Genomic DNA, 11,849 nt, shown 5'->3' on the forward strand with positions numbered 1-11,849 from the left:
TTGACATTAACCATAAATTTTTTTTAGCATTAAGTCAAGCTCATATTTTGCTTGACCAAACCCCCTTAATATTCTTTCTTCCCATCTATTTTCATAATCTTTTAATATTAAAAATAAAAGTTTTTCTGCTGATTCAACTGTTGGAAAACTATTCTTCCCTTTTATTCTTTTCCTTACCTCTTCATTCAGCCTTTCTATCCAGTTTGTTGTATAGATCTGTTTCCTTATACTTTCCGGAAATTCATAAAATGTTAACATATAATCCAATACTTCTTCTAAATCATTAACTAACTTCTTATACTTCCTTCCCCATTTTATTTTAAATTGTTCAAAATAAACTAGTGCTTCTTCTTTCCTAGTTTGACTATAGACTTTTTTAAAATCCAATAATATTTCTCCTCTATCTCTTATCCTTACTCTTGTTGATATGTTCCTGCTTAAATGATATATACATCTTTGTATTTTTGATTTTGGGAAATTGTTGCTTATTACTTCTTCTATCCCTCTTAATCCATCTGTTACAAACAATAATACCCTTTTTACTCCTCTTGACTTTATATCTTCAAATATTTCATTGTAAAAACTTGAACTCTCTGTTGGATTTATGTAATATCCTAATATCTCTCTTTTCCCTTTTACATTTACTCCTAATAAAAAATATATCGCTTCTTTAGATACCGTATCCCTCCTTATGTTTACATGCATTGCATCTATAAATATTACATAATAACTTTCTTCTAATTTCCTGTTTTTAAATGCTTCTATATCTTTTTTTACTTTCTCTGTTATATTAGATATCGTTTCTTTACTGTACTTCATCCCATATAAATGTTCTATATGCTCTGATATATCTGCTGTAGATAATCCTTTTGCATACAATTTTATTATTGTATCATCTATATTTTCAAGCCTTCTCTTATATCTTTCCAATATTGCTGGATAAAACCCATTCCTTGCTCTTGGCACTTCTAAGTTTATAATTTTTCCATGACTCGTGTCTAAATCTCTGTACCTTTTACCATTTCTGTAATTTTCTTTTTCTGTTTCTCTATCATATTTTTTAAAACCTAAAACAGTTTCCATTTCATTTGTCATTAAACTTTCATATCTATATTTTAATATTGATAACATTAATTCTTTTGTTTTGTCAGGATTTTTAATAAAATCTTCTAAAACCCCTTGACTTTCTAAAAATTTAGCTAATTCTTTACCTAAATTGTTCATTTTTTTGCCTCCTGATGGTTTGTTTTTTTGTACATATTTTTTTCATCGGGAGGCAATATTTTTTATTTATTTGCTTTAAGCAAACTTATTCTCTCTTTTACACACTTTTATTTATAGCATGCAAAAATCTATATGAATATAAAAGTAAATAAAGATAAAATTAAACTATTAGATAAAAGTAAAAAAACAGGATAAAAAATGAGTAAAATTTTAAAAGATTTATTATCTCTAATGGATAAAAAATCAGTTTTATTAAATGAGATTTTAATAATTCTTGATAAAATTAATCCTGATATTGCACCAGATTTATTAAATAATTTAAATTCTGAATTAAATGCAAAATTTAATGATTTAAGATTAGTTGATGAAACATTTTTTAAAATTGAAAATAGTTTTAAAAACCATATTGAAAAAGAGGGTTTTAATAAGATTTTAAAAAGTAAATTTTCTGAACATGAAAAACTTGCTAATTTGATTCAAAGAAAAACAAATTTGAAAATGAAAGAATTAAATAGTGAAAAAGAAAAACTTTTAGAAAAAATTGAAAAAGTTAATTCAAATATTAAAAAAGTAACTAAATTTGATAAAGACAAACCAAACCCTCAGATTTTTGAGGAAGAGATTTAGAAAAAAAAGGGGGAGTTAACCCCCTTTTTTTAATCATAAATTTTAGCTTCTTCTTCTTTCTTTAATACTCTTAATGCTCCTAATGCTAAAGCGTCCATCTCTTTTTCACCAGGGATTATTATTATTTTAACAATATCCCCAATCATTTCTTTTATCCATTTCATTAAATTATGTTCATCATATGCAATTCCACCTGTAATTGCAACAGCATCAATTTTGCTGTTAGCTCCAGGAAATAAGCTCATTATCTCTTTAGCAATTTGATAAGCTAGAGCTTTATAAATAAGAATTGCTTTTTCATCACCCTGCTCAACCATTTGTTGAACTTTTAATGCATCATTTGTTCCTAAATAAGCAACAAGACCACCTTTACCCTTTAACATTTTTCTAATTTCCTGGTAGGTATATTCTCCAGAAAAACAAAGTTTTACAAGTTGACCAGCAGGCAAAGTTCCGGATCTCTCGGGTGTAAATGGCCCTTCTCCATCTAAAGCATTATTAACATCAACAACTTTCCCTTTTCTATGTAAACCAACTGAGATTCCTCCACCAAGATGAGCTACAATTATGTTAGAATCTTCATATTTTTTACCTATTTTTTCTGCAGCAACTCTTGCAACAGCTTTTTGATTTAATGCATGAAAAATGGATAATCTTTCAAATTTTGGATGTCCAGCAATTCTAGCAATATCCATTAACTCATCAACTACAACAGGATCCACTATATAAGCTTTAATGTTTAATTGATCAGCTATTGATTTTGCAATAATTCCACCAAGATTAGAAGCATGTTCCCCATATTTACATGATTTAAGATCTTCAACCATTTTATCATTAACTTCAAAAGTTCCAGAAGGAATTGGATGTAATAATCCACCTCTTCCAACAATTGCAGATAAAGATGATAAAGGTATATTATTTTCTTCAAGGAATTTTTCAATTATGTTTTTTCTAAAATCATATTGTTCAATAATTGATTTGAAATTTTTTAATTCATCATTTGAATGTCTCAATGTTTTGGTTAAAATTTCTTTTTCATTATCAAATACAGAAATTTTAGTTGAAGTTGATCCCGGGTTTATAATTAATAATCTAAAATTCACAAAATCCTCCTTTTATAAAAATTAATTCAATTCAAAATTTACTAAAAAAAATAAAAATAACAATATAAAAATTAATATTATTTTGAAATTGTATATAAAAAATTAACAATGATTTGAATAGATAAGGGAAAAATAATATTATTTGATTAAGCAATTTTTATTATGATAATATAATGTAAAAAAATTTAAATTATCAAAATTTTTTAATAAATTTAAAGCTTGATTGATTTAATATTTAAATTAAATTGATTTAAAATTGATTTTAGAGGAAAAAATATGCCTTCAAGATTAAGAAAAATAAATATTTCAAAAGATTTAAAGTTAAAATATTTATTAAATGAAAGATATATAGCAGATGATACTTTAATAAATAATTATTATGATTTTAAAGATTTAAATAACTTAATAGAAACAATAAATAAAATTAAGATGGAAAACAATTTTATAAAAATCAATCTTGAAATAGGATGTGGTGTTGGTGATTATATTAAAGAAATGAGTAAAATTAAAAAAAATGAATTATTTATTGGATTGGATTACGATATTCAAGTGATATTTAGAGCTATTAAAAATTTATATGATTTTGGTAATGAAGGTATAAGTAATATAAAATTTATAGCATTAGATGCACTAAATTTATTAGATGAAGAAAAGGTATACAAAAAATTTGATAGAATAATTATCCCATTTCCTGACCCCTGGCCAAAGAAAAGACATAAAAAAAGAAGATTCATTAAATTAGAAAATATAAAAAAATTGCAAAATTTGATAAAAGAAAAAGGACAACTTATAATAATTACAGATAATAATGATTATGCATTAAATATAGAAAATGATTTGATTTCATTGAAAAATCAAAATATGCTTGATTTAAAAAGCCTTTTCAATAAACATTTTTATACCAATGACCGAAAAATATTTGAAAAATATTATCCATTTGTTGAAACTAGATATTATAAAAAAGCATTATTAAAGGGGAATGACATATTTTTTTTTGTTTTGAAAAAGGTTAAATAAATATAATATTTATAAAAATATTAACTAATATAAAAATAATGACTAAATTTAGAAAAAAAGATTAAAATAAAAAAATGGTTTAAAATTAAAAAAATATTAAACATATGGCATACTTTTTAACATAAATAACAAAATTATGCAAAAATTGCAAAAAAATGTTAAAAGTATGTTGACAAATTTATATAAATGTTTTAAATATTATTTAAACTACAAGTAGGAGGAAAGTTTTTTATGAAAAAGAAAATTTTAGTAATTCTTTTAGCTGCTCTACTTGTTTTCACTATTTTTTTTGCTGGTAAAGCAGGTGGTGGAAAACAAGGTGAAGAAATGGTTTCAGCTATTGATATGACTCAATATCAATTACCAGGAACAAAAGTAATTAAATATCCAATTAAATGGGAACCTGGTGTATATGGTGGTACTTTTAATGATACATTAATTGGTGATCCTAAAACTTTTAACGATGCTGCTTCTTTTGATAATACTTCAACTACACTTATAGGTATGATGTTTGATTACCTATTTGAAACTGACCCTAATACAAAAGATTTCAAAGGTCAATTAGTTGAATCTTATGAAGTTAAATTGGATGAACAAGCTGGTGATGTTGATCCTGATTTACAAAAACCAGCTGGTAAAATGGACATTGTTTGTAAATTAAGAAAAGATGTTAAATGGTGGGATGGAAAACCTTTTACAGCTGATGATGTTGTTTACTATTTAGAGAATGTTATTTTAAATGAAAATATTGGTGTAAATGGTATGAATTCTTACTATTTAACTATGCCAAATGGTGAAGATGAACCAATACATGCTGAAAAAGTTGATACTTATACAGTAGTATTTCACTTCCCAAGAATTATTGCAAACCCATTGTTAAGATTATCATTCTCACCTCTTCCAAAACATATAATTGAACCTATAATTTCAAAAGATAATGGTAAATCATTTAAATCTTTCTGGTCAGTTGATGTTAACCCTAATGAGATAGTTGGTGATGGTCCATGGATGTTAGAAAAATATGTACCAAACAGTTTAGTAGTTTTCAAAAAAAATCCTAACTATTATATGAAAGATTCTAAAGGCCACAGATTACCTTATTTTGATCAGGTTGTTTATACAATAGTAAAAGATCAAAATACAGAATTATTACAATTCCAGAGTGGACAAACTGACATTTATGGAATGAGAGGAGAAGATTTTAAAGTATTACAACCTAAGATGGATGAATTAGGTATAGATATATGGTCAGGCGGTCCAACTTTAGGAACTACTTTCTTTACTTTTAATCAGAATCCTCAAAAAGTTCCTGAACCAAAATTATCATGGTTTTCAAACAAAAAATTTAGACAGGCATTTTCATGTTTAATTGATAGACAAACAATAGTTGCAAATGTTATGGATGGTATTGGTGCTCCTCAATTGTCACCAACACCTGTTCAGTCTCCAATGTATGATCCTAATGTAAAAAATCAATTTACATATGATCCTGAAAAAGCTAAAGCATTGCTTGCTGAAATTGGAATTAAAGATAGAGATGGCGATGGTTTCTTAGAAGATGAAAAAGGTAATATTATTGAATTCGAAATGAACACTAATGCTGGTAACAACATTAGAGAACAAATTTTAAATCTTGTAGCTGATGAAGCTAAGAAAATTGGTTTAAAAGTTGCTGCAAGACCTTTAGATTTCAACTTATTAGTACAGAAATTGATTGCTACTTATGAATGGGATTGTATTGAAATAGGTTTAACAGGTTCAAGATATCCTGAATCTGGTGAAAATGTTTGGTTACCATCAGGTGCTTTACATATGTGGTATCCAAGACAGGAAGATAATTTCAATCCATATTATGATTGGGAATTAGAAATTGTTAAAAATTTCATGCCTTTTAAATATACAGTAGATAAAGAAAAGAGAAAAGTTTACTGGTCAAATATTTTAAAAGTATTGGTAGATGAATTACCATTAATTTATACAGTTCAAGGTTTAGGTTTAATAGCTGTTAAAAAAGATATTGGTAACTTTTATTATGATACAGTAATTGGTTATGACTTAAGAAGACTTTACTGGAAGAAAAAATAATTAATTTTTGGTTTCAGTTTCATAATAAAAGAGGTTGCCCTGAATTTTGGGTAACCTCTTTTTAATATTTATTATAATAAATATTTTAAATCAGCAAAAATGTAAAATGAATATATAATAATAATTGTAAAATTAAATTTTAAAATAAATAGATTTTTATAATTTTATTTAGAATATAATTTTAGAATAATAATTAAGTAAAAATTTATTATCTGAAATAATAATTGTTAAATAAGAGTTTGAATATAATTTTATTAAGTTAAAATATACAATTATTTGAAGATCATGTGTTTAATATAATTTGAATAAAAATTTGAAATTTCTTTAGATTTAAAAATAATAATTAAATCATCATTATATTTGTTTAAGAATCCTTTCATATTGGATCTATTTGCAATTGCATAGGATCCAGTTATTGTAAAATCATCGATAATTAGAAGTTTTAGGTGCATTATAGCATCATTTTCATCTCTATAAATTTTTAATCTATTGGCTTCAAACAAATTGTAAACAGAATATTTTGAATATGAGTTTCTTTTTTCTAAAATTCCATAAAAATAAAGATTTTTATCCTGGATTTGTTGAATAATTAGCTTTGCAATTTCAACATTGGTAAAAGTTGAATATGCAAAAAATAATGATTTTTTTGCTTGTTTTATATATTCTTTGATTATGGAATTTACATCTTTATCTCTGCATCTTGTTAGATGAATTGAGATAGGAATATTATTGATAACGAGGTCTATAGATGATTGGCAATTACTAATTTTGCCAGCAAGAAATAAAAAGTATTTTTTTAGAAAACTATTTATCTTATGATTTTTAATAACAATAAAGTCATTATTATTAAAATAAATTCCATTAAAAGTAAAATTCATTGATCCGAGGGTTGAAATATTGTCATCAATTAAGATAATTTTATGATGCATTAATTTAGGTGGATCATATGGAATAAGCATATTAAAATGTTTTAAAATTGATACAACTTTTTCTGGAGTATTATCAGGATCAACAATAATATTAATTTTAATTCCATTTTTTTGTATTTCAATAAGCTTGTTTATTATAGGTGCATCATCAATATCAAATGCAAAAATATAAACCTCTTTATTTGCTTGATCTAAAAGTTGAAGTATTTTTCTTTCAATAGGGGATTCTCCATATTTATATTTAAAGGGTTGTGTAAAATAAATTAAAATATCATTTTTAACGTTAAGTTGATATTCAATATCATTTGAAGATGAGATAAATATAAAAAACATAGAAATAAAAATGAATAAAGTAAATATTATTTTTATTAAAGAATTAATTTTAATTTTTCTCATATAGAACCGGAAATATTTATTTGTACAAAATTATTTTAATTCATCTAAAAGAGAATCAAATTTTTCTAATTTGTTTTTAGAATCAAGAGACAAAATAATTTTAAAAATTTTAATAGATTTTTTTAATAAACTCTTTTCATCATAATCTTTATACTTTAAAATAATAAATGGTAATAATTTATTTTCAAGAAAAGAAATATATTGTGATGCTTCACTTTCAGGTATAAGTTCAACAATGTTTTCATTTTCTAAAATATTTTCACTTAGCATTTTTATTTTATCCATAATCACTCTCTTAAATGGTTTATTATATAATTTATGCTTTGTTTAAAAACAATTTTATTGACATAAGCAATGATAAAATATTTATAATTAATATTTTTATATTGAAAAAAAATAAATTTTCAATAGATTTTTGATACATTGTTATAAATTGGGTATTGATTAATGAAAGATGTATGAGTAATAAGTTAATTTATTAAGGGGGTAAAATGAAAATATTAGTAGTTAATCCAGGTTCAACTTCAACTAAGATAGCTGTTTTTGAAGATAAAGATGAAGTTTTTTCTTTAAATATTAAGCATAAACAGGAAAAATTAAAAACATTCAAAAACATATTTGAAGAATTACCTTACAGAAAAGAAGAAATATTAAATGTTTTAAAAGAAAAACAGTTTTCTCTAACAGATTTTGATGCTTTTGCAGGAAGAGGTGGTCCTTTAAAACCTTTAAAAGCAGGTATATATAAAGTTGATAAAACAATGGTTGATGATATTTATAATGGTAAATATCAAACCATGCATGCATCTTTGTTAGGAGCATTAATTGTTTATGACTTTTCTATTGAAGTTAAAAAACCAGCTTTTATTGTAGATCCAATTTCAACTGATGAGATGTTGCCAATAGCAAAGATAACAGGTCATCCTGAAATTAAAATGCAAGCTTTAACTCATGCTTTAAATGTAAGAGCTTCTGCAAGAAAAGCAGCAGAAATGTTAAAGAAGAAATTAGCAGATACAAGGTTTGTTATTGTTCATCTAGGAGGTGGAATATCTGTTAATGCACTTGTTGGGGGAAAGATTATAGATGTCTTAGAATCAAGACAAACAGGCCCATTTGCTCCAACTTCATGTGGAGACCTTCCAATTAAACAATTTATTAAATGGGTAAAGAAAAACAATATTGATTTAGATTATATACCAAATCTTTTTAACAAAGAAGGTGGTTTAACTTTATATTTTGGTACTGATAATGTTAAAGAATTAATAGAAAAATCTGAAACTGATCCTAAAATTAAAGAAGTATTACAAGCTATGTGTTTAAGAATAGCGAAATCTATTCTTTCATTGTTTGCAACAATGAATATGGATGTAGAAAAAGTAATCTTTACTGGCGGTATTGCACATTCTAATAAAATGATTGAATGGATAACTTCATGGTTTAATGGTAAGATTGATTATTTAGTTATTCCAGGAGAAAATGAGATGAACGCATTAGCTGAAGGTGCTTATAGAGCATTAAATAAAGAAGAAGAAATACTTGATTATTCAATGTTTTAAACTATTATTTGAAAGAGGGGAATATGACATTTTTAGAGAAATTGAAAAGAAGAGGATTTATTGAGCAAATTAGCGATCCATATATTGAAAAATTATTGGAAGAGCAAAAAGTAACCTGTTATATTGGGTTTGACCCTACTGCAGATTCTTTACATGTTGGAAGTTTAGTTCCTATTATGCTATTAAAATGGTTTGAATTATCTGGTCATAGGCCAATTGCCTTAATTGGTGGTGGTACTGCTATGATTGGGGATCCTTCTGGTAAAACTGAAATGAGAAAAATGATTTCTAAAGAAAAAATAGATCAAAATGCTAAAGGAATTGAATTAAATTTAAAACAATTTTTAGACATTCCAAAATATACATCAGTAAGAAATAATTATGATTGGCTTGGAAATCTTAATTATATAAAATTCTTAAGAGAAATAGGAGTTTATTTTTCTGTAAATAGAATGTTAGCAGCTGAAGCTTATAAACAGAGATTGGAAAAAGGTTTATCATTTATAGAATTTAATTATCAAATTTTACAGGCATATGATTTTTTAAAATTATATGAAGAGGAAAATTGCGTTTTACAAATGGGTGGTAATGATCAATGGGGAAATATTGTTGCAGGTATTGACCTTATAAGAAGAGTTCATCAAAAAGATGCTTATGCTATTACAGTTCCGTTAATGGTTACTGCTAGTGGCCAAAAAATGGGAAAAACAGAAAACAATGCTGTATGGCTTTCAAAAGATAAATTGGATCCATATAACTATTATCAATTCTGGATTAATACAGATGACAGAGATGTAAAAAGATTTTTATTATTATATACATTTTTAGATGAAGATTATATTGATGATTTAACTAAAAAAGAGGGTGAATATTTAAATGAAGCAAAGAAAGTTTTAGCATTTGAAACAACAAAACTATGTCATGGTGAAGAAGCTGCAAAAAATGCTGAATCAGCATCAAAGGTTTTTAGAGGTGAGATTGATGAAAGTGCAAAAGATCATTTACCTTCAATTGAATTGAGGCATTCTATTTTAAAACAAATGACTTATGCAGATCTATTTTTTGAAGTAGGATTAACTAAATCTAAAAGTGAAGCTAAAAGGTTAATTAAAGGTGGTGGTGCATATATTGAAAATGAAAAAATTACAAAATTTGATGATGTTATAAATGAAAAGTATATTAATAAAGAAGATATTCTATTAAGAGCAGGAAAAAAGAAATATATGAGAATTATTATTCAGAATTAAAAATAAAAACTAAGAGGTGCACTATGTTATACATCGATAAAGAGTGTTTAAGATGCAATGCTTGTGCAGTTGTATGTCCAGAGGATGCAATAAAAGATGGTGATCCTATATATATTATTATAGAATCTAAATGTACTGAGTGTGGAAAATGTATTGAAGTATGTCCAGTTAATGCTATAAAACAAAAATAGGAGGTTTTAATGAGGTCTATTATTGAACAATATTCAAAAGATTTAACATTTGGAAGGTTAGCTTATGCATATGATCATTTTAGTAGAGTCTATTTTTATGCAAAAAAAATAGGTGAAAGTTATGATGATGAAATTTTACATGCAGCATGCTTTTTATATAAAATAATTTTAGGAAAAAATTCTAAAGAAGATTCTGCTGAAAGAGCTGAGCAAATATTAGCTGAAGCAGGATTTAATATAAAAAAGATTTTTAAAGTTAAAGAAGCTATTATGGGAAGTGAATTAGAAGATAAACCTGAATTATATGAAGCTAAACTTTTGCATGATGCTATTATTATTGATAATTTAGGAGCTATCGGGTTTTCAAGATTATCAATATCTTCTTTTTTCTGGCAGAAAGCTCAAAAAATGAAAACAGTATACATTACTATTAAAAATTATGTTGAAAAAGTTAAAGATAATATTTGTCTTGAAAGTTCTAAACCAATTCTTGAAGAAAGATTGCATTTAACTGAAGAAATTCTTTCTAATATGGAAAAAGAATTAAAGATTATTTAATGATTTAAATATTATATCCCAATTATATAAATAAAGTTGTTCAATTTTCTTAATATTTAATGAATATCCAATAGGGTCTAAATTGTATATTTTTAAATTGTATTCTTTTGATAAAACCTTGACAGGTTTTGGATTTAGTTGTGGTTCAGAAAATATAGTTTTTATTTGATACTTTTTTATTATATCTCCTAAAGCAATTAACTCTTTTATTCCTGGTTCTTTACCTGGTGAAGATTCAACAACTCCTGCAATTACAATATTAAATCTTTTTGCAAAATATTTAAAAGAATTATGAAGGGTAATAATATAAATCTTTTTATTAATTTTTTTACGCTGATTTTCAATATAATTAAAAGTATTTAAAATGTTTTTTGTAACAAGTTCTAAATTTTTCAAATAATATTGCTTATTTTTAGGGTCGATTTCAATTATTTTGCTTGTAATTCCTTTTGCAATTTCTGTAATAAAAATTGGGTCCAACCATATATGTGGATTTTTATCATTTACAGGAGAAAGTAAATTTGCTTCAATAAGGAAATTGGAACAATAGATAACTTTATCTTTGTAATATTTTAATTTAGATTTTAAATTTTCTTCTAATGATAATCCATTTGCTATTATTAAATTGGATTGATTTAGTTTTATAATATCGTTTGGTTTAGGTGAAAAAGTGTGAGGAGAACTATTTGGTGGGATAAATAATACAACATCAAACTTATCTTTAACAATTTCTTTTGTAAGTAAATAATAAGGATAAATAGTTGTTACAATTGTTTTAGGATTATTTGCAAATGTAGAATATTTTGAATTGAATAAAATAGCAAAAAATAGAAGAAAAATAATAATTATAATTTTGATATTTAAATATTTAAAGTTATTTATTTTTTTATTTTCATTCATAACTAAATCCTGT

General features: G+C 25.0%; 12 protein-coding genes. 7 read left to right on the forward strand and 5 right to left on the reverse strand.

Features of this window, described 5'->3' with window-relative positions:
- Positions 1 to 6 precede the first annotated feature (6 nt).
- The gene (locus tag ACZ5EC_RS10195; RefSeq protein WP_464302379.1) at positions 7 to 1,224 is read right to left on the reverse strand and encodes an IS256 family transposase; all 1,218 of its coding nucleotides are present in this window, start codon (positions 1,222 to 1,224) and stop codon (positions 7 to 9) included.
- Between the two features lie 198 nt (positions 1,225 to 1,422).
- On the opposite strand from ACZ5EC_RS10195, the gene ACZ5EC_RS10200 reads away from it, so the two are divergent.
- A complete protein-coding gene (locus ACZ5EC_RS10200; protein WP_464302380.1) occupies positions 1,423 to 1,851 on the forward strand; it encodes a hypothetical protein in 429 nt (142 codons plus the stop codon).
- Between the two features lie 29 nt (positions 1,852 to 1,880).
- On the opposite strand, the gene buk (ACZ5EC_RS10205) is transcribed toward ACZ5EC_RS10200, so the two are convergent.
- The gene (buk, locus tag ACZ5EC_RS10205) at positions 1,881 to 2,954 is read right to left on the reverse strand and encodes a butyrate kinase (protein WP_464302381.1); all 1,074 of its coding nucleotides are present in this window, start codon (positions 2,952 to 2,954) and stop codon (positions 1,881 to 1,883) included.
- Positions 2,955 to 3,230: 276 nt separating this feature from the next.
- Here buk (ACZ5EC_RS10205) and trmB point away from each other — a divergent pair, with 276 nt between their 5' ends.
- Together trmB and ACZ5EC_RS10215 are read left to right on the forward strand one after the other, a co-directional pair.
- Positions 3,231 to 3,971 (forward strand): tRNA (guanine(46)-N(7))-methyltransferase TrmB, encoded by a 741-nt coding sequence (gene trmB / locus ACZ5EC_RS10210; protein ID WP_464302382.1) that lies wholly within the window; start codon positions 3,231 to 3,233, stop codon positions 3,969 to 3,971.
- A gap of 231 nt (positions 3,972 to 4,202) precedes the next feature.
- Complete coding sequence (locus ACZ5EC_RS10215) at positions 4,203 to 6,056, forward strand: ABC transporter substrate-binding protein (RefSeq protein WP_464302383.1); 1,854 nt, start codon at positions 4,203 to 4,205, stop codon at positions 6,054 to 6,056.
- Between the two features lie 272 nt (positions 6,057 to 6,328).
- Here the strand turns inward: ACZ5EC_RS10215 and ACZ5EC_RS10220 are convergent, their stop codons facing one another.
- Entirely contained in the window at positions 6,329 to 7,381 is a 1,053-nt protein-coding gene (locus ACZ5EC_RS10220; RefSeq protein ID WP_464302384.1) for a phospholipase D-like domain-containing protein, read from the reverse strand.
- 30 nt (positions 7,382 to 7,411) lie between these two features.
- The gene (locus ACZ5EC_RS10225; protein ID WP_464302385.1) at positions 7,412 to 7,666 is read right to left on the reverse strand and encodes a hypothetical protein; all 255 of its coding nucleotides are present in this window, start codon (positions 7,664 to 7,666) and stop codon (positions 7,412 to 7,414) included.
- A 206-nt stretch (positions 7,667 to 7,872) separates the two neighbouring features.
- Here ACZ5EC_RS10225 and buk (ACZ5EC_RS10230) point away from each other — a divergent pair, with 206 nt between their 5' ends.
- The 4 genes from buk (ACZ5EC_RS10230) to ACZ5EC_RS10245 are packed head-to-tail and all read left to right on the forward strand — an operon-like array spanning position 7,873 to position 10,936.
- Positions 7,873 to 8,940 (forward strand): butyrate kinase, encoded by a 1,068-nt coding sequence (buk, locus tag ACZ5EC_RS10230; protein ID WP_464302386.1) that lies wholly within the window; start codon positions 7,873 to 7,875, stop codon positions 8,938 to 8,940.
- A gap of 23 nt (positions 8,941 to 8,963) precedes the next feature.
- Positions 8,964 to 10,187 (forward strand): tyrosine--tRNA ligase, encoded by a 1,224-nt coding sequence (gene tyrS / locus ACZ5EC_RS10235; protein ID WP_464302387.1) that lies wholly within the window; start codon positions 8,964 to 8,966, stop codon positions 10,185 to 10,187.
- Positions 10,188 to 10,210: 23 nt separating this feature from the next.
- The gene (locus ACZ5EC_RS10240) at positions 10,211 to 10,378 is read left to right on the forward strand and encodes a 4Fe-4S binding protein (protein WP_464302388.1); all 168 of its coding nucleotides are present in this window, start codon (positions 10,211 to 10,213) and stop codon (positions 10,376 to 10,378) included.
- A 9-nt stretch (positions 10,379 to 10,387) separates the two neighbouring features.
- Positions 10,388 to 10,936, forward strand: a complete 549-nt coding sequence (locus ACZ5EC_RS10245; RefSeq protein WP_464302389.1) for an HD domain-containing protein — start codon at positions 10,388 to 10,390, stop codon at positions 10,934 to 10,936.
- On the opposite strand, the gene ACZ5EC_RS10250 is transcribed toward ACZ5EC_RS10245, so the two are convergent.
- Positions 10,922 to 11,836 (reverse strand): metal ABC transporter substrate-binding protein, encoded by a 915-nt coding sequence (locus ACZ5EC_RS10250; protein ID WP_464302390.1) that lies wholly within the window; start codon positions 11,834 to 11,836, stop codon positions 10,922 to 10,924. The genes ACZ5EC_RS10245 and ACZ5EC_RS10250 overlap by 15 nt on opposite strands.
- Positions 11,837 to 11,849 lie beyond the last annotated feature (13 nt).

The sequence above is a fragment of the Exilispira thermophila genome (assembly GCF_055389015.1).

Excerpts from the sequence above, each read along its gene's own strand:
- ACZ5EC_RS10195 (WP_464302379.1), bottom strand. The coding sequence starts at position 1,224 with ATGAACAATTTAGGTAAAGAATTAGCTAAATTTTTAGAAAGTCAAGGG.
- ACZ5EC_RS10200 (WP_464302380.1), top strand. The coding sequence starts at position 1,423 with ATGAGTAAAATTTTAAAAGATTTATTATCTCTAATGGATAAAAAATCA.
- trmB (WP_464302382.1), top strand. The coding sequence starts at position 3,231 with ATGCCTTCAAGATTAAGAAAAATAAATATTTCAAAAGATTTAAAGTTA.
- ACZ5EC_RS10215 (WP_464302383.1), top strand. The coding sequence starts at position 4,203 with ATGAAAAAGAAAATTTTAGTAATTCTTTTAGCTGCTCTACTTGTTTTC.
- ACZ5EC_RS10220 (WP_464302384.1), bottom strand. The coding sequence starts at position 7,381 with ATGAGAAAAATTAAAATTAATTCTTTAATAAAAATAATATTTACTTTA.
- ACZ5EC_RS10225 (WP_464302385.1), bottom strand. The coding sequence starts at position 7,666 with ATGGATAAAATAAAAATGCTAAGTGAAAATATTTTAGAAAATGAAAAC.
- buk (WP_464302386.1), top strand. The coding sequence starts at position 7,873 with ATGAAAATATTAGTAGTTAATCCAGGTTCAACTTCAACTAAGATAGCT.
- tyrS (WP_464302387.1), top strand. The coding sequence starts at position 8,964 with ATGACATTTTTAGAGAAATTGAAAAGAAGAGGATTTATTGAGCAAATT.
- ACZ5EC_RS10240 (WP_464302388.1), top strand. The coding sequence starts at position 10,211 with ATGTTATACATCGATAAAGAGTGTTTAAGATGCAATGCTTGTGCAGTT.
- ACZ5EC_RS10245 (WP_464302389.1), top strand. The coding sequence starts at position 10,388 with ATGAGGTCTATTATTGAACAATATTCAAAAGATTTAACATTTGGAAGG.
- ACZ5EC_RS10250 (WP_464302390.1), bottom strand. The coding sequence starts at position 11,836 with ATGAATGAAAATAAAAAAATAAATAACTTTAAATATTTAAATATCAAA.